This window comes from Paenibacillus sp. FSL R10-2782 (genome assembly GCF_038592985.1).
GTDB classification, from domain to species: Bacteria; Bacillota; Bacilli; order Paenibacillales; family Paenibacillaceae; genus Paenibacillus; species Paenibacillus terrae_C.
In genome coordinates this window covers 3020840-3038219 of the sequence record NZ_CP151951.1, presented here as the reverse complement: position 1 = coordinate 3038219, position 17380 = coordinate 3020840, and the positions used below count along the sequence as shown (strand labels likewise).

Here is a 17380-nt window from a genome sequence, read left to right as displayed (position 1 = left end):
TTGACAATGAGAATCATTATCAAATATTATTTGAGTAATAGGGAATGAATGCATTCCATATGTCAAACAAAAGTGAGGGATGAACTTGGGTAAAATCATGATTGCTTATGCCAGTATGACTGGTAATACTGAGGAAATCGCAGAATTGATCGCCGAAGGCGTCCGCCAGGCAGGACATGAGGCGGAGTTGAAGGCTTCGTATGATTGCAGCGCGCAGGAACTGCTCGGCTATGACGGGTTCCTGTTGGGTGTATATACATGGGGAGATGGTGAGCTTCCTGATGAATTTTTAGATTTTTACGAGGAACTGGATGAACTTGATTTGTCCGGTAAAAAGACCGCTGTATTTGGCAGCGGAGATACATCCTATACGCAATTCTGCGGTGCGGTTGACCTGGTAGAGCAAAAAGTCAAAGAACGTGGTGCAGCTGTTGTTCAGGAGAGCTTGAAGATCGAATTCAACCCACTGGACGATGAAAAGGAAAATTGCAGGGCTTACGGAAGACAATTTGCACAGGCTGGTATTGGGGTGTCCTGAGAAGAGAGCGAGGGATAGATATGCGCAACAGCGATAGCTTAAGCGGCTTTCCTCTTCTGCACGACTATCAGCTTGAGGAGATGTGGAGAACTCCTCAGTCTACCCGTCAATCGCAGGGAAAACGCGGGCGTGAAGGCTGGAATTGGAGGCAACGGGTTCAATATGCGGTAGGGCATGCGCTAAATGAATACTTCGGAATGGAAGTAGAGGTGCGGCGGGAAATCCCCGTCCAGTACGTGCTGGAGAAATGGTGGCCCACACAGCCAACCGGCTTCGAATCGTTGTTCCATTACTGGGACGTCAAAAATAAAGTGTCAGGCGAGCTGTCTAAAATTTGTGCGTTAAATAGGGACTTGTCAGTGCCAGTGATGTTGTACGAGCAATTTTGCACGTCGGTCCCTGAGCTTGAGGTTGACATTTCGCTTATTGTGCAGGCGGCCTGGCAACTGTCAGCTGGAGCCGATTCCTTACTGATTCAGAAGTACATCGTGGATTATAATCTCAACGTTATTCATACATTTCAACATTTGACGAATGTTTTTTGTTATTATGCATTTGGTGCTCTTCCTCAGCTCATTGAGGTCTCCTGTCTGCTGGAAGGAAAAAAAGTCCGATTTATCCCGGGTCCTGCTTCTTTACAGCAATCTCTGGATTACGTTCGGTTATTACGGGACTCCAGAGAGGATGTACACGCGACAACAGAACGATGTCACTGTGGAGCCTGCATAGGGGGACAACGATCACAGGGCAATAGCAACAGGATGGATAAAAACCCAAAAGAGCAGCAGGAGGCCAAAAACTGTAAAGAACGATTATTGGGGACTTTGCTTTTCTCTTAGTACATTTTTAAACCCCTTTAAATATGAATAACACCTCTTCGTTGAAGGAGCCTTGGAAAGCAAGGCTCTTTTTTATGAATTTTTTTTGAAAAACTGAAAATTTATATTGCCTGAATAGATAAATATAACTATAATACTTCAATGTACGATATTTATATGAAAATATTTAAATATAAAGGAGACGGTGTGTGTGAGCATAGACAAGGATTGCCTACGTACATAAATAATGTTCATTCTTTTTCATGGTATGCTGCCATGTGTTTATTTTGCGTTTACGGTTTGGTTTGATGCCCTAATATTTCAAAATTAAAATATTAGTGTTGAATAATAAAATTTTTTGGACAACAGGGGTGGAAGAAGTGAGTAAGAAAACTGTACTGCCAATTCTCATCGTACTGCTCATTCTGAGCGGCGGAGTCATTGGCTACTATTATTGGTATCAGGCAACACACTTTGTTAAGAGTGATGATGCGCGTATTCAAGCGGATCAATATAAGGTAATGCCGCAAATTTCAGGAGAGATTACACACATTGATGTGGAGGAAGGCGATGTTCTTCAGCGCAATGAACCGATTGCGGAGCAGGATGTATCGGGGCTGGATTCCAGCATGATTAGCAAGTCCGTTCTGCGTGCGCCGATCAACGGTACCGTTATTAAGATTTATTCGAAGGAGCATGAAATCGGTTCTCCGGGCAGTGCTGTTGCGACCATGGTTGATATGAACAGTCTGTATGTCTCCACGAATATTGAAGAAACCGATATTGACCGCATTAAACCGGGACAGCTTGTTGACATTACGCTTGATGCAGCAGGCGACAAGACGATTCAAGGCAAAGTTCGCAAAGTGGGCGAAGCCTCAAATGCGGTGTTCTCGCTCATTCCTGCCGTAAACACAAGCGGTAACTTTAACAAGGTGACCCAGCGTGTGCCTGTAGAAATAGCTGTTAACAAGCCGAAGGATATGAAGCTCATTCCAGGAACGAACGTGGAAGTTAAAATCCATACACCTTAAAAAGGAGGGGTCCATGTGGCTGCCAATGAAACTGCTGCTGCTCCTTCGACAGATTCTTCCAAAGAACGCTGGCTTGCTTTTTTTGCCATCGTTTTAGGCGCCTTTGTCGCCATTCTGAACAACAGTCTGATCAATGTCGCCATTCCTCGATTGACGACAGACTTAGGGTCAACGACGACACGTATTCAGTGGGTTATTACAGGTTACACGCTTGCATCTGGTGTAATCGTCCCGATTACCGGATATATGGAGCAGCGTATCGGATACAAAAAGTTTTTAATACTTGCCCTCAGCGTGTTCTCGCTGGGAACGGGAATATGTATTTTTGCATGGAGTGATTCTTCTCTGATCGCAGCACGGGTACTGGCTGGATTGGGAGGCGGTGTCATTATGCCGCTAAGCATGACGATTATTTACAAAATCATGCCGCGTGAACAAATTGGTATGTCCCTTGGTATCTGGGGGATCGCCGCAATGGCAGCGCCAGCTGTAGGACCTACGCTGAGTGGATACTTAATTGAATGGTTTAACTGGCGTTTTCTGTTTATTGTCAGTCTGCCTGTAGCTTTATTTGCAATTTTAATGGTCATTCTACTAATCAAAGAGCCGCCTAAAGCAACACCAAAGCCGTTTGATTTGCCGGGCTTTTTGTTGGCCGCAACTTGTGCAGGGACGCTCTTGTACGCACTGACTAACGGGCAGCATGATGGCTGGACCTCTTTTAAAATTGTATCTCTACTGTTCGTCGCCTTCTGGGCGCTTGTCTTTCTTATTTATGTGGAAAGCGGAAAAGACAATGCTGTAATTGAAATTTCATTATTTAAAAATTCAAAATATACGATTAGTGTCATTGCCTCCAGTCTGGTCATGATGGGAATGTACGGAGGTACGTTTTTGACACCGTTGTTTTTGCAAAATATTCAGCATGTGTCACCGATTGATACCGGAATCATTCTCATTCCACAGGCGATTGCAATGGCGGCTATGATGCCGATTGCCGGGCGGTTATTTGATAAGTTCGGCATTGTGCCCCTGGGACTTGTTGGCCTGACGTTGACCAGCTTTATGACATATCATTTGCATCAACTTACGCCAGACACACCGCATATTTGGCTAGAAACGGTAATGGCATTTCGGGGTCTGGGAATCGGCATTTGTATGATGCCATTGTCTACGGTCGGTATGAACGCTGTTCATCCAAGTAAAGTAGCGAATGCGTCTACAGCATCCAATCTGGTACGTACCGTTGCAGCTTCTATGGCTATTGCAGTGCTGACAGCGATTATGCAAAGTCGTTCGGCGGCTCATGCCCAACAAATTTCAGAGACTGTTACACCGGACGCGGCTCATGCGCTGCAAGCGTCGTTGGGCAGCTCATGGATGTCATCCATAAGTAGCTTAATCACACTGGATGCCACATCAAGAGGAATTGGGGATACATTCCTCATTTCATCCATACCGCTGTTTTGCACGATTCCACTAATCTTTTTGTTTATTCAGAGGAAGAAAGCAAAGACACAGCCGGAAGCTTTATAAAGAACTACAAAATATCGACTGGATGGCTTACATTATTTCCACGGACAGAAAGAAAGGAAATTATCATGAAAATATTGAGAGTAGAAAGTACATTAGCGGCCTTAGTGCTCGGCGGCGCAGTGCTGGCAGGCTGCTCCAGTAATAGCGGGGCGGCGCAGGATATGGTCGTTCCTGTCAAGATCAGCCAAGCGCAGCAGGGTATCATTGGGCAAGGGAACATTTATACAGGAACGGTAACACCTTCGGAGACGGTGAATATCGTTCCAAAAGTGGGCGGTAAAGTAGTTGAACTGCCTGTGGATATTGGCTCAGAGGTCAAAAAAGGTCAAGTGCTGTTCAAGCTTGATGACAAGGACATGCGGAATAATGTAGCGAAAGCCCGTGCCGCAGCAGCTGCGGCAGCAGCAGGAGTGAGTTCTGCTCAGGCATCCCATGAATCAACAATGGTTCAAGCCAACTCGGGCGTAGTACAATCCAAAAGCGGCGTGATTCAGTCCCAAAGCGCAATCAATCAGGCGCAGGGAGCCATTAATCAGGCTACTACAGCCGTAGAACAGGCAACACACGGCGTTTCCTCGGCGGCCAATACGGTGAAGCAAACGCAGCAAGCGCTGGCGGATGCTCAGAAAAATGTAACGCGCACTCAAAGCCTGTTTGATGCAGGTGCGAGTACTCAAGCACAATTGGAACAAGCAAAAACAGCCGTTGTGAACGCAGAAGCGGCATACAACAATGCGCAAAATGCCCAGGCTAATGCCCAGGACCAACTGGTGGCTGCTCAGAAGGCGCTCACTACGGCCCGTAACAGCTACGATTCTGCAAAAAACAGCTACAGTAATGCTAACAGCGGCTACAGCAATGCACAAAATCAACTGAAGGTATCTCAAAATACAGCGGTTATCGAGTCCAGCCAACAGTCTCTCAAGCAGGCACAGCTAAATGTGAGTATCGCTCAGGACGCACTTGACGATACTGTGATTACATCACCGATAAACGGTATTGTTGGTACGAAAAATGCAGAAGTAGGCGAAATGGTATCCGCTCAGGCTCCTGCGCTGGTCATCGCTAACCTGAGTACAGTTAATACACTGATCTATGTACCTGCTGAGCAGATCAACAATGTAAAAGCAGGCGACAAGGTACAGGTTCGTGTAGCAGCTTCCAATATTGTGACAACAGGTACAGTGAAAAATGTAAGCCCGTTGGATGCAAGTGGAAAAGGATATCCTGTGAAAATTTCGGTGGCAAATCCGGATGTGAAACTGAAATCCGGTATGCTGGCTGATATCAGCTTTGTCGCTGCGAATGCACAAGAAGGTATTGTCGTTCCTACCGCAGCGATTCAAAAGGATCAGGGCAAGCAATATGTATACGTTGTGAATGGTGACCATGCGAAACGCAAGGAAGTGAAGACGGTTCAGACGACAGGCTCACAAACACTGGTTACCAGTGGCTTGAGCAACGAAGAGAATGTAATCGTGAATAATCTGGCGTTGCTGTCGGATAACTCACCAATCACCATTAGCCAATAATTCGGCTTCAAAATCTAATGTATTATATAGTAGATATTTATTAGGGAGTATAGGCGCAGGGCAGACTGGAGTAATTTTACCGGGCTGCCCTGTTTTGATTTCATTACGCACATCTTACATAGGATTGATGTCGGTAGGGGTCTATTTTTGACGAACATTGGTATGATAGGATAGACTAAACTGGAAATAGATAGTTTATGAGATAGGGATTTATTACATTTTCAGATCAGTGATCGGAGGTATTACGAGATGGAAGTAAAGCTGGTTGTGGATTATGAAGCTTATGAGAAGGGTCAAACGATGGCCAATTTTATTGAAGAACTGGCAGTCAAGCCAGAGAGCGCAGAAATAACGGATTTGATTATTGGAGACTGGGGCGGAGCCTATGAACAATCGCCGGAGGATTTTATTCCGGTGCTGGTAAAGCACAAAGATCAATTTCCGAAGCTGCGTAAGCTGTTTATCGGGGATATGGAATATGACGAGTGTGAGGTTTCGTGGATTAATCAGACGAATCTGTCTCCGCTGTTGGAGGCGTTTCCAGCATTGGAATCCTTTTATGTCAAAGGAAGTCAGGACTTGAGCCTGGAACCATTGCGGCATAGCCACCTTCAGGAATTGGTTATTATTTGCGGAGGTTTGCCAGCGAGTGTTCTTCAGGAGATTCGTAATGCCGAGCTGCCAGAGCTACGTAAGCTGGAGCTGTACTTGGGCGTGGATCAATACGGTTTTGACGGTGGTCTGGAGGACGTATTACCGTTCCTGAACGACAATCTTTTTCCCAAGCTGACCTATTTGGGGCTGAAGGATAGTGAAATACAGGATGAAATTGCGATTGCTGCGGCAAACGCAACTGTGATTGGACAACTGGAGGTACTTGATCTGTCTCAAGGCACGTTGTCCGATAAAGGGGCAGAGGCACTACTGGCTAGCGAAAGCATCAAAGGGCTAAAGCATCTGGATTTGAGCTATCACTATATGTCTGATGAAATGATGAGACGTTGGAAAAGCACAGGACTGTCTGTGAATGTGGAAGATCAGCAGCAAGCGGACGAGGAAGATGATTGGCGCTATCCATCGTTGACTGAGTAAGTGAGGTGAGGCGGCTTTTATGGTTGGGGTATCAGACAGAAATGTCAACGAGCGGTTTATTTTGTTTGGCAATTCGGGGAATCGGCGGACCACAGGACTACAAGAGGCGCGAAGCAGATTGAAGCTTCCGCCAGCTGTTGAGATTTCCTATAAAAATGTGCTGGAAGCCATCCGTGAAAAACAAAGCTTGGGTGAACTGATGGCCCGAATAGCTATACAGTCTGCGTCAGACAGTGTAAATGCTAGTGTATATATGCAAGAGAGCATCTGTCAGTTACAGACGGGGGCGGCGGACATTAGTCCGCTGCTTCGTCTGGATGCACCAGGCGAAAGCTTTGAGATAGAGCGTGAACTGATTGCTTTGGGAGCCCCGGATGCGGAGGGAGACGATTCTTTGTTGCCGTGTGCGGAATTAGCATATGGCCCAGGCATATTGGCGGCAGAAGCGCGAGGCCTGCTGGAGCAGCACGGTCGCATTTGGCACCCGGCACAATGGTTCCGGGGATATTGCCGTCTGCTGGCGTGGCTGCGGCAAGAAGCGGCCCAGCTGTGGCCCTCGTCGCGCTGGATGAATGATCCGACGGAAGTGGCTGTGATGTTCGACAAACGGCGTTGCAGCACCGTATTGGACAAGGCGGGCATAAGGGTTCCGCCTGTGCTTGCACCATTAGACGGTACCTTTCGTGATGTTGCTGATCTGCACGCAGCGATGAAGGAGAGCGGGGTTTACCGCCTGTTTGTGAAAATATTTTGCGGGTCCGGTGCTTCTGGTGTAATAGCCTATCAGGTGCATCCGCGGACACGGGCAGAACTGGCGGTAACCACCATCGGAACGGAAATCGTACACGGACAGCGCATGTATTACAATGCCGGACGCTTGCGCCGTTATACGGACAAGCAGGACATTCATGCTACCCTGGGCTGGCTATGCTCGGAAGGGGTGCATGTGGAGCGCTGGATACCTAAAGCGAGTCTGAACGGACGTGTTTACGATGTACGCCAGCTCGTTTGTGGAGCAGAGGCTTGTCATGCCGTTTTGCGTTTGAGTCGGAGTCCGATTACGAATCTGCATTTGCGCAATGAACGGCTCTTGCTGGAGGGCGCTGGGTTGCCGCAGGATACGGTAGAATCGGTGCAGCAGACTGCGGAAGCCGCGATGAGCGCATTTCCAGCCTCTATGGTCGCTGGGCTGGATGTGCTGGTTCCGGCGCATGGCGGTCGTCCATACGTGCTGGATGTTAATCCGTTCGGTGACCTGCTATATCGTGTAAAGCATCAGGGATGGAATCCATATGAATGGGAAATGCTGCATCTCGCCAATGGGACTGCAACTTTGGAAAGGAAAGACTCGTTATGACCGATATGAATCAGATTGTCGGTTCTCATGATATTGTCATGATTACGCTCGACACGCTGCGTTACGATGTAGCCAAGCTGGAGGAGGAGAACTGTCCGAATCTATGCGAGTCTGGACCATGGGAAAAACGCCATACGCCGGGCAGCTTTACCTATGCTGCACATCATGCGTTTTTTGGCGGATTTTTGCCTACACCGGCTAATACGGATAAGGCCTCCCACATACGGCTGTTTCATACAATGGATACGGGACTGCGGACGCATCCGCATACGTGGCTGTTTGATGCACCGGATATTGTATCCGGGCTGGCGGGTGAGGGGTATCGAACAATCTGCATCGGCGGCGTTATTTTTTTTACGAAAAAAAACAAGCTTGCCAAGGTGCTGCCGGGGTATTTTCAGGAAAGCTACTGGCGTATGACCTTCGGCGTTACGAATCCCCGTTCAACCGAGCATCAGGTGAATCATGCCCTTAAGCTACTGGAGAAGGCGGACCCGGCGCAGCGGCTGTTTTTGTTCCTGAATGTATCAGCTATTCATGGCCCTAATCACTATTTTCTGGAGGGCTCAGCTAAGGATTCGGTGGAGTCCCAACGTGTAGCCTTGCGTTATGTGGATGGGCAGCTTGGGCGTTTGTTTGATGCTTTACGAGAACGGGGAAAGACGTTTTGCATGGCCTTTTCCGATCATGGTACGGCTTATGGGGAAGACGGCTACGAAGGGCATCGTCTAGCTCATGAGGTAGTATGGAATGTGCCTTACCGCGAATTTGTGTTGTAAGGTACAAGAAATTTTAGATTGCACTGGTAAAATGTAAAGAAATCAATCCAGCGCGAGGAGGGAGCAGAAATGAAAGCCATGCATTTGAATCACTCGCTTCTAACGGGAGCAGAAGGCAATCCCCCTGCAGGGCTGGACGCAGGCTCAGCATCAGGGTCTCCATGGCCTGAGAACCCTGCCCAATGGGCACGTACGATCCGTGAAGCTCCCTACCGCTCCTATTTGTACTCTTATCCGCATAAAACGGCCTATCGGCCGTTTGATACACAGCTCTCACTGCAAGAGTTGTGGGAGAAGGAGGAGCTGGAGAGCTATTTTTTGTATATGCATATTCCGTTTTGCGCGGCTCGTTGTGGATTCTGTAACCTGTTCACTTTGCCTGACAAGCGGCTGGATGTGCATAAGGAGTATGTGGATGCGCTTGAAAGACAAGCCCGACAATGGGCGCCAATCATGGGTGGTCGGCCGTTTTCACGCTTTGCGATCGGCGGCGGTACGCCAACCTTGCTGGAGGCTCCTTTGGTCGAGCGATTGTTTGACATTGCGGAAAATATAATGGGTTTAGACCCGGAACATGCTTCCATTTCGGTGGAAACGTCGCCGGATACGGTAACCGAAGATCGGCTGGAGGTGCTCAAGCGCCGCCGAACGGACCGTGTCAGCATGGGGATCCAGAGCTTTGTGGAGTCGGAGAGTGCGGCCATATACCGCCCTCAGAAGCCCAAGCTTGTACGAGAAGCGCTTGCGCGGCTGGTGGAGTACGATTTTCCGCTGTTGAACGTGGATCTGATCTATGGTCTCCCCGGTCAAACGGTGGAAACGTGGCTGTACTCTCTGGAAGAGGCATTATCTTACGCACCGGGTGAAATTTTTATTTACCCATTATACATTCGGGAAAATACGATTTTAAAGCCGGGCTATACCGGGCTGGATCATGATATTCGTCTCAGCTTGTACGAAGTAGCACGTGAAAGACTCAAACAGGCGGGATATGTACAATATTCCATGCGCCGTTTTGCCAAAAATGATGATGCACTCGGCAAGGAGTTGCTGCCATACAGCTGTCAGGAGGAAGGCATGGCCGGTCTGGGCTGCGGTGCGCGCTCCTATACGCGTAATGTTCACTATGCTAGCCGATACGGTGTTAGTGCAGCCGCAACGCGCGGTATTATTGCTGATTATGTCGCCGCCGAGCGCCATGATCTGGCTGACTACGGTTTTATTTTAAATGTGGAGGAGAGCAAGCGGCGTTTTATTCTGAAGGCACTTCTCCATCGTGAAGGTCTGGAGCTATCTGCTTACGCCGCGCGCTTCGATGCGTCTCTGGCGGATGATTTTGCAGGAATGTCCTTGTTATTGGATTCTGGTATGGCGGTGGTTGTGGACGACACACTGCGACTGACCGAGGAAGGAATGGCTTATTCCGATGCGATTGGCGATTGGATGATATCCACGGCAGTACGGGAGCGGATGGAAGGCTACGTAGGCGCATGAGAGCAACCCTATATTATCGTGGCTCGTTGGCTTCGTGCAACTATGCTTGCCCTTACTGCCCGTTCAGCAAAAACGTGGATAGCCGTGAAACATTGAACAAGGATCGGGCGCAACTGGAGCGTTTTGCCGATTGGGTACGGGAACAGGGAACTTTGGGGCATCGACTATCCATATTTTTCAATCCGTATGGAGAAGCTCTCATTCATTCCTGGTACCGCAAGACCATGATTGAGTTTTCCCATATGGCGCATGTGGATAAAGTGGCTGTACAGACGAACCTGTCCGCTAAGCTGGATTGGGCCAGGGAACTGAATCCGAAGACGGCTGCGCTGTGGGCGACGTATCATCCGGGAGAGACGAAGGAGCCGGCTTTTATATCTCAAGGTATGAAGCTATATGAACTTGGTATTTCCTACAGTGTCGGCACCGTGGGACTGAGACAGGCTTTTCCCGCTATTCATTCCTTGCGATCACAGCTTCCGAAGGATGTTTATTTGTGGGTCAACGCTTACAAGGATCGACCACATTATTATACCGATGCCGAGATTGCTGAATTAACGGCTATAGATCCCTATTTCCAATGGAATTTGCAGGATTACAGTAGTCAGGGGCGGGCGTGTCGCGCTGGAGAGGATGTATTTTACGTACAGGGTGACGGACGTGTAAAACATTGCTACCAGGATCGGCGAGTGCTGGGTCACTTGTACAGAGATGGCCTTGAAGGACTAAGTGCCAAGCGTCCGTGCCGGATGAAGGAATGCGGCTGTTATATCGGGTACATTCATATGGAGGAGCAGCCATTTCGGGAAATGTACGGCAGTGGTCTGCTCGAAAGAGCACCCCAGGTTCCGGTATCCTCAGCTCCACACATTTAGCATGGTCCTATAGAACGTAAAGAAGAACCGACCCTCGGATCAAGCGAAGGTCGGTTCTTCCGTTTCAATGCACATTCTGTTAGGTGACTCTACACGTTATTCAGTCAGTCTGGACAATGGCTGTAATTTCTTCGTCCAGATCCAGTCTGACCTGCTCGCGATAGGCACGCATATTGTACTCGGAATGCAGGTATCTCAAGATGGCCTCGATCATGTTGGCTTCCACCAGATACTGGCTGCGACCCTGTACATGGACTTCTGCTGAGTATCCTGTATCCTCTTCCCAGCTTAATTCTACTGTCACATCAGTGGGCTGGACGCCTTTGCGTTCAGCCATATGCAGACAGATGGCGTTTACAATTTCATCCATACTTAAAATCATAACTTAGTAACGTCCTCCACGGGAATCATCAGGTCTGCGACGATTTTTAATAGCATGGTAGATACCTACTCCGACCATGATCAGGACGTATATAGCGAGAATGTTGACCGCAAGGCCAAGCAAGCTGCCCAGTGCGCCCATGTTGCCAAACAGTCCGCCGAAGAGCATACCTGCCAAACCACCCAGCATCATGCCTTTCAGGAATCCACCGCCACCGCCAAGGAATCCACCTGTTCTGCTTGTATTCCCTGCAGTTGCACTGGATTTGGTGCCACTATCGGACTTATTGATGCCGTTGTTGTTAGTGGCCTTGCTCGGTGTAGATTGGTACGTTTTTGGCCCGGATTTAAATCCGCCGCCTCGCCTCGCGTCGGCTGTAGATGGTGCGACCATAACAATCAGCAGGGTAAAGGCCATCATCAGCATCATCATATTTTTCAAAGTAAATGTTTTTTTCATGTAAATATAATCCCCCTTGGTATGTTGGTTTGATATAGGTCAAACAGCCGCTTACCAGTAATACGAAACGGATAGAAAAGGGTTTCAAAAAATTTAAAACATTCAAATTTTATTGATATATAAAGCCTATGCATGATTGGACTAAAGCATTCAGTCTTATGGTTTAAGTGAAAATGGATTAGTGTCCGCTCTTACATCTCCGGCAAGCAACATACGGAGTACCATTTGGCACCACTCCAGACCCGCTTTGGCATTCATAAGCCCTTTTTGCACGAGAATGTAATCACCGAAGTTTTTGCTGCCAAAATGCAGATCCTCGTCGGGAATGTCGTTCAGAATATCCTCAAGGTGCCGTATTCGCTGGATGAAATGACGTTTGCGTTCCTCCAGCATACGGTTGGCACTGCTTTTGTCCGTCAGCCAGAGACAGAACAGCCGCAGGCTTAATTCGTCCCGTGTGACCGGAGCGGCCAGTGATTCCTGGGACCATTGCTGAAGCATATGAATTCCCTTGTCTGTAATGGTATACATTTTTTTATCAGGTTTGTCGGACTGCTGAATCCAGCGGGAAGCAAGCAATTCCTTGCTTTCCATACGCGCTAGCAGTGGATAGATCTGACTGTGCTTAGCCTGCCAAAAAGGCTGGATACGCAGCATCAGATCATAGCCGGAGGATTCTTCTCTGGCGAGAAGGCCCAACAGACCATACGATAGTAAATTCATAGATTTTATCTCCTTCATCCATCTTAGTAACGGTTATAACGGCTCTACGGCAGGTGTTCTGCCGCTTCATGAAAAGTGTACACTGAAACTGTATGGTTTGACAACTTTCAGATAGGTCGTTCACAGGTTAGCCAAAATTAACTCGGATCATCATACACTCATATGTGCTTATTTTCATAAAAAAGAGGGTATTTTTAGGTCGTAAAGTACGCCTTAAAAATACCCTTTTTAATGTTAATTATAGGATTTTCACTGCTTATTTCCATCAACAACCAGCGTTAGCTCCCCGGTGTCCGGATGGATGACCATACCGTGAACAGGCGCATTAGGCGGGAGCAAGGGGTGATTCTTAATAAGCTTTACGGTACTTCTAACCCCTTCCTCAATGTTGTCAAAACCTTTCAGCCATTTGTTTAGTTTAATCCCTGAATTTTCCAGAGTGCTTAGTACCTCTTGTGAAATCCCGCGCTCCAGCATTTCATTGACCATGTGGTCCGCATTCAGCGCGGCCATACCGCATTCGTAATGGCCTATGACGAGCACTTCATCCGCTTCCAGCTCATACAGGGCAACGAGCACACTACGCATAACGCTTCCAAAAGGCTGGGAGATAATCGCACCCGCATTTTTAATAATTTTGACATCGCCGTTGCGCAGATTCATGGCTTTGGGCAGCAGTTCAGTCAGACGCGTATCCATACAGGTAATGATGACCATTCTTTTATTGGGGAACTTGCCTGTACGATAGGCTTCGTATTCTTTGTTTTCCACGAAAACGCGGTTGTATTCCAAAATCTCTTTGATGTGATCCACGATTGTTCCCTCCGTATACTATTTAATGTTGAACCATTTTTTTGTAGCAGACCAGCATGGAAGAAGCCTAATTCCGATCCACACAGACCGACAATCAGGTTTTACCCCTTGACAAATATGTACTATCTGACAGTTTTTTAAAGCCTTCAGGAGCTGGTCGCAAATGTTGTGTGTTGATTATACTTTTTAATATAAGTATCATCAAGTATAAGAAGTATAAAGTTTTATCCATTTTAGATAAAGAGGTGACCTCGATTATGGCGCAACAGACGTTGGACCAATTGGCAGCTTTAAAAGAGCTAGCACACAAAATCAAAAGTTATGGCGAGGCCGTGGGCTTGATGCACTGGGACTTACGAACAGGTGCTCCGCGCAAGGGCGTTGATATTCGTTCGGAAACGTTGGGTATGTTGTCCACTGAGATGTTCAAGCTGATTATTTCGGGTGAAATGGGACAATTGCTGCAATTTTTTACCGCAGAAGACAAACTGGAGCAATTGGAGGACAATGATCGCAGATTGGTGGAGGAATGCCGCAAAAATTATGAGCTGAACCGCTCAGTTCCGGCTGACCGTTATCGGGAATACAGCGTACTCGCAGCTCAGGCGGAGAGCAAGTGGGAGGATGCCAAGGAACATAGCAATTTTGCCGAATTCGAGCCTTATTTGTCTAAAATCGTAGAGATGAAACGTGAGTTTATCGGTTATTGGGGAGTCAAGGATACGGAATACGACACGCTTTTGGATCAATATGAGCCGGGGATGACGGTTGAAAAGCTGGATGCTGTGTTTGATCGTCTCAAAAAGCGTCTTGTGCCGCTGTTGTCTAAAATTCAGGCTTCACCCAATCAGCCGGATAAGAGCTTTCTGGACGGTGTGTTTGATGTGAAGCAGCAAGAGAAGTTCGGCCTGTTCATTTTGAAACAGATGGGTTATGACTTCGACGCAGGTCGTTTGGATGAGAGCGTGCATCCTTTTGCGACAGGATTAAATCCGGGCGATGTGCGCATAACCACACATTATTTGCAAGATGATGTGACTAGCGCGATTTTCAGCTCATTGCATGAAGGCGGTCATGCGCTGTATGAGCAAAATATTGCGCCTGAGCTGGCAGGATCGCTGCTTTCTGAAGGAACCTCCATGGGGATACATGAATCCCAGTCTCGCTTGTGGGAAAATATGATTGGACGCAGCCGTGCTTTTTGGGATCGATATTATGCTGACTTGCAAAAGCATTTTCCAGACCGTCTGGCAAAGGTCACAGCAGAACAGTTCTACCTGGCCGTTAATCGTGTGGAAAATTCACTGATTCGTATTGAAGCGGATGAGCTGACATATAATTTACATATCATTATCCGCTATGAAATTGAAAAAATGCTGTTTAATGAAAAGCTGGATGTGAAGCGCCTTCCAGAAGTATGGAATGCAAAATATAAGGAATATCTGGGACTTCTTCCGCCGAATGACGGGCTTGGCGTTCTTCAAGACGTTCACTGGTCCGGTGGTGATTTTGGTTATTTTGCCTCTTACTCGCTTGGCAATATGTATGCAGCGCAAATTTTGGCGACACTGCGCAAGGAACTGCCAAATCTGGATGAGCTGATTGCTGCTGGAGAGTTGGAGCCGATCAAGCAATGGCTGATCGAACGGATCTACCGTTACGGCAAGAGCCGGACGCCGTCCGAGCTGATTGTATCCATTACGGGCGAGGATCTAAACCCGGATTATCTGGCTGATTATCTGGAAGAAAAATATACCTCCATATACAAGCTGTGATTTACAAGCTATAACATCATCATTTGTGCATCTACCCCGCGTTCCTGGGCGAACGCGGGGTTTTTGTGTGCGATTAACCATTGAGTAGGCAGCCGCATAACAATATATGAAGTTGAATCCATTTCATAAATGATTAACCCAACGAAATGTGTACTACATATAGACAAACTAAACCATTTTGATCTATATGTACTCTTGATTAAAGCTACTGAGGGTATTATGAAACTGATTCAGTCTACAATGCAAAAAAGGTGGGGAGGGAACAGGGATGAATATCGGCGCTCGTTTCAAAGCTGTGGCGGCTGCGGCAGTGCTCGGGTTGCTGCTGCTCGGCGGGTGCGCACCCAAAGGGGAGCAGACGATTGAGATTAGACTGGGCGAAGTAGCCCGAACGGTCTTTTATGCGCCACAGTATGTAGCCTTGAGCCAGGGGATGTTTGCTCAGGAGGGGCTGAATGTCCAACTGGCGACGATTCCCGGTGGCGACAAGACGATGACGGCGTTGCTGTCCAATCAGGCGGATATCGCACTTATCGGTGCGGAAACATCTATTTATGTGTATCAGCAAGGGGCAGAGGACCCCATCATTAATTTTGCCCAACTGACGCAGACGGACGGAACCTTTCTGTTTGCCCGGCAAACGCAGGGTAGCTTTGATTGGGAAAAGCTGAAAGGACAAAATTTTCTTGGGCAAAGAAAGGGCGGAATGCCACAAATGTCGTTGGAATTTGCACTGCGCAAACACGGCATTGACCCACACAAGGATTTGAAGCTGATTCAAAATATTGATTTTGCCAATGTTGCCTCTGCTTTCGGTTCTGGTACAGGGGATTATGTGCAGTTATTCGAGCCACAGGCGTCTATTTTCGAAAAAGAAAGCCGGGGACGTGTAGTGGCCTCCATTGGTGTGGAGAGCGGCGAGCTACCCTATACCGTATATATGGCGAAGCAAAGCTATCTGAACGAAAATGGCGAGGCCGTACAAAAATTTACGAAGGCTGTATACCGGGCACAGCAGTGGATTGCCACGCATCCACCTGAGCAGATTGCCGAAGCCATTATGCCCTATTTCAAGGATACAGATCTGTCGGTTCTGACCAGTAGTGTCAAGCGGTATAAGGAACAAGGCACCTATGCCTTGAATCCAATGATTGAGGAAAAAGAATGGAAGAATTTACAGGATGTTATGACTTCGGCGGGCGAGCTGGAAAGTCCGGTTGCGCTGGATCAATTGGTGAACCGAAGCTTTGCAGCGAAGGTGATTGCAGCAGGCTCATCGGGGAACGCTGACCAGCCTGCAAAAGCGGGAACAAATGGAGCCGCTGATACAGGTGTAGACGCCGGAGGCTCGCCATGACAGAAGAACGGAGTTGTCTTATTTCGGATGCAACGGTCCCGGTGGTGGAGCTGAAGCAAGTGACGCATGTGTATGTAACAGACCGGGAGGCCTCGCTCGCGGTTGAGGATATCGACTTCGCCGTAGGGACAGGAGAGTTTATCAGTTTGGTTGGCCCAAGCGGCTGCGGCAAAACGACAATCCTGTCCATGATCGCTGGGTTATTGCGCCCGGCGGCGGGTCAGGTGCTGCTGCAAGGTCAGCCTGTAAATGGTCCGAGTCCGGAGGTCGGCTACATGTTGCAGCAGGATTACCTGTTTCCGTGGCGTACGATCATGGATAATGCGCTGCTGGGTCTGGAGTTGGGCAACCGGGTAGATGAGGACTCGCGTGAACGGACCCGACTCCTGCTGGAGGGCATGGGGCTGGAAGGGAAGGAGCATCTGCATCCGTCCCAGTTATCCGGGGGGATGCGCCAGCGTGTGGCGCTGGTACGGACGCTGGCAACCAATCCAGGACTTCTGCTGCTGGATGAGCCGTTCTCTGCGCTGGATTATCAGACCAAGCTCCAGTTGGAAGACCTGATTGCCGAAACCTTGCGTGAGCGGAGGAAAACAGCTATTTTGGTCACACACGACTTGGCGGAGGCGATTGCGGTTAGCGACCGGATTATTGTGCTGGGCCGAAATCCGGGCCACATCCGGCGTACCTTTGAAATTCCGGATTCCATCCGCGAAGCTCAGCCTTTTTATGCACGCGAGCAGCCGGGCTTTAATGAGCTTTTTCATGAAATATGGGGTGAACTGGAGGCTTCGGGAGCAAAGGAGTGAGTAGAAA

The 17380-nt window shown here is 48.2% G+C and carries 17 protein-coding genes; 13 read left to right on the top strand and 4 right to left on the bottom strand.

All coding sequences use genetic code 11. The features are described from left to right. Positions 1-79 precede the first annotated feature (79 nt). From NST83_RS13690 to NST83_RS13645, 10 genes are all read left to right on the top strand, one after another. A complete protein-coding gene (locus NST83_RS13690; RefSeq protein ID WP_342414607.1) occupies positions 80-538 on the top strand; it encodes a flavodoxin in 459 nt (152 codons plus the stop codon). Between the two features lie 20 nt (positions 539-558). Continuing rightward, positions 559-1377: a hypothetical protein gene (locus tag NST83_RS13685; protein WP_342414606.1), complete on the top strand. Its 819-nt coding sequence runs from the start codon at positions 559-561 to the stop codon at positions 1375-1377. A 359-nt stretch (positions 1378-1736) separates the two neighbouring features. Then, a complete protein-coding gene (locus tag NST83_RS13680; protein WP_137063362.1) occupies positions 1737-2390 on the top strand; it encodes an HlyD family efflux transporter periplasmic adaptor subunit in 654 nt (217 codons plus the stop codon). Positions 2391-2405: 15 nt separating this feature from the next. Continuing rightward, a complete protein-coding gene (locus tag NST83_RS13675; protein WP_137063361.1) occupies positions 2406-3926 on the top strand; it encodes a DHA2 family efflux MFS transporter permease subunit in 1521 nt (506 codons plus the stop codon). A gap of 65 nt (positions 3927-3991) precedes the next feature. Continuing rightward, positions 3992-5458, top strand: coding sequence for an efflux RND transporter periplasmic adaptor subunit (locus NST83_RS13670; RefSeq protein WP_342414605.1), 1467 nt, complete (start codon positions 3992-3994; stop codon positions 5456-5458). 249 nt (positions 5459-5707) lie between these two features. Continuing rightward, on the top strand, positions 5708-6550 hold the full coding sequence (locus NST83_RS13665; protein ID WP_342414604.1) for an STM4015 family protein: 843 nt from the start codon (positions 5708-5710) through the stop codon (positions 6548-6550). A 19-nt stretch (positions 6551-6569) separates the two neighbouring features. Next, positions 6570-7907: an STM4014 family protein gene (locus NST83_RS13660; protein ID WP_342414603.1), complete on the top strand. Its 1338-nt coding sequence runs from the start codon at positions 6570-6572 to the stop codon at positions 7905-7907. Continuing rightward, positions 7904-8686 carry an STM4013/SEN3800 family hydrolase gene (locus NST83_RS13655; RefSeq protein WP_342414602.1) on the top strand — a complete coding sequence of 261 codons (783 nt, stop codon included), beginning with the start codon at positions 7904-7906 and terminating at the stop codon, positions 8684-8686. The genes NST83_RS13660 and NST83_RS13655 overlap by 4 nt, the downstream gene beginning before the upstream one ends. 69 nt (positions 8687-8755) lie before the next feature. Then, positions 8756-10180 (top strand): STM4012 family radical SAM protein, encoded by a 1425-nt coding sequence (locus NST83_RS13650; RefSeq protein ID WP_342414601.1) that lies wholly within the window; start codon positions 8756-8758, stop codon positions 10178-10180. Further along, positions 10177-11055, top strand: a complete 879-nt coding sequence (locus tag NST83_RS13645) for an STM4011 family radical SAM protein (RefSeq protein WP_342414600.1) — start codon at positions 10177-10179, stop codon at positions 11053-11055. Before NST83_RS13650 ends, NST83_RS13645 begins: the two co-directional genes overlap by 4 nt. A gap of 100 nt (positions 11056-11155) precedes the next feature. Here NST83_RS13645 and NST83_RS13640 read toward each other — a convergent pair whose 3' ends face one another. The 4 genes from NST83_RS13640 to NST83_RS13625 all read right to left on the bottom strand — a co-directional run bounded on the left by NST83_RS13640 (position 11156) and on the right by NST83_RS13625 (position 13432). Next, positions 11156-11437 (bottom strand): YxcD family protein, encoded by a 282-nt coding sequence (locus NST83_RS13640; RefSeq protein WP_342414599.1) that lies wholly within the window; start codon positions 11435-11437, stop codon positions 11156-11158. 3 nt (positions 11438-11440) lie between these two features. After that, entirely contained in the window at positions 11441-11896 is a 456-nt protein-coding gene (locus tag NST83_RS13635; protein WP_342414598.1) for a hypothetical protein, read from the bottom strand. Positions 11897-12052: 156 nt separating this feature from the next. Then, a complete protein-coding gene (locus tag NST83_RS13630) occupies positions 12053-12619 on the bottom strand; it encodes a PadR family transcriptional regulator (protein ID WP_044647777.1) in 567 nt (188 codons plus the stop codon). 249 nt (positions 12620-12868) lie between these two features. Next, positions 12869-13432 carry a carbonic anhydrase gene (locus NST83_RS13625; protein ID WP_044647778.1) on the bottom strand — a complete coding sequence of 188 codons (564 nt, stop codon included), beginning with the start codon at positions 13430-13432 and terminating at the stop codon, positions 12869-12871. Between the two features lie 257 nt (positions 13433-13689). On the opposite strand from NST83_RS13625, the gene NST83_RS13620 reads away from it, so the two are divergent. The 3 genes from NST83_RS13620 to NST83_RS13610 all read left to right on the top strand — a co-directional run bounded on the left by NST83_RS13620 (position 13690) and on the right by NST83_RS13610 (position 17373). Beyond that, complete coding sequence (locus NST83_RS13620; RefSeq protein WP_342414597.1) at positions 13690-15207, top strand: carboxypeptidase M32; 1518 nt, start codon at positions 13690-13692, stop codon at positions 15205-15207. A 268-nt stretch (positions 15208-15475) separates the two neighbouring features. Beyond that, entirely contained in the window at positions 15476-16564 is a 1089-nt protein-coding gene (locus NST83_RS13615) for an ABC transporter substrate-binding protein (protein WP_342414596.1), read from the top strand. Then, complete coding sequence (locus tag NST83_RS13610; protein WP_342414595.1) at positions 16561-17373, top strand: ABC transporter ATP-binding protein; 813 nt, start codon at positions 16561-16563, stop codon at positions 17371-17373. The genes NST83_RS13615 and NST83_RS13610 overlap by 4 nt, the downstream gene beginning before the upstream one ends. Positions 17374-17380 lie beyond the last annotated feature (7 nt).

Coding starts and splice junctions, on each gene's coding strand:
- NST83_RS13690 (WP_342414607.1), top strand. CDS start 80: ATGAACTTGGGTAAAATCATGATTGCTTATGCCAGTATGACTGGTAAT.
- NST83_RS13615 (WP_342414596.1), top strand. CDS start 15,476: ATGAATATCGGCGCTCGTTTCAAAGCTGTGGCGGCTGCGGCAGTGCTC.
- NST83_RS13685 (WP_342414606.1), top strand. CDS start 559: ATGCGCAACAGCGATAGCTTAAGCGGCTTTCCTCTTCTGCACGACTAT.
- NST83_RS13620 (WP_342414597.1), top strand. CDS start 13,690: ATGGCGCAACAGACGTTGGACCAATTGGCAGCTTTAAAAGAGCTAGCA.
- NST83_RS13650 (WP_342414601.1), top strand. CDS start 8,756: ATGAAAGCCATGCATTTGAATCACTCGCTTCTAACGGGAGCAGAAGGC.
- NST83_RS13660 (WP_342414603.1), top strand. CDS start 6,570: ATGGTTGGGGTATCAGACAGAAATGTCAACGAGCGGTTTATTTTGTTT.
- NST83_RS13610 (WP_342414595.1), top strand. CDS start 16,561: ATGACAGAAGAACGGAGTTGTCTTATTTCGGATGCAACGGTCCCGGTG.
- NST83_RS13665 (WP_342414604.1), top strand. CDS start 5,708: ATGGAAGTAAAGCTGGTTGTGGATTATGAAGCTTATGAGAAGGGTCAA.
- NST83_RS13670 (WP_342414605.1), top strand. CDS start 3,992: ATGAAAATATTGAGAGTAGAAAGTACATTAGCGGCCTTAGTGCTCGGC.
- NST83_RS13655 (WP_342414602.1), top strand. CDS start 7,904: ATGACCGATATGAATCAGATTGTCGGTTCTCATGATATTGTCATGATT.
- NST83_RS13635 (WP_342414598.1), bottom strand. CDS start 11,896: ATGAAAAAAACATTTACTTTGAAAAATATGATGATGCTGATGATGGCC.
- NST83_RS13640 (WP_342414599.1), bottom strand. CDS start 11,437: ATGATTTTAAGTATGGATGAAATTGTAAACGCCATCTGTCTGCATATG.
- NST83_RS13630 (WP_044647777.1), bottom strand. CDS start 12,619: ATGAATTTACTATCGTATGGTCTGTTGGGCCTTCTCGCCAGAGAAGAA.
- NST83_RS13645 (WP_342414600.1), top strand. CDS start 10,177: ATGAGAGCAACCCTATATTATCGTGGCTCGTTGGCTTCGTGCAACTAT.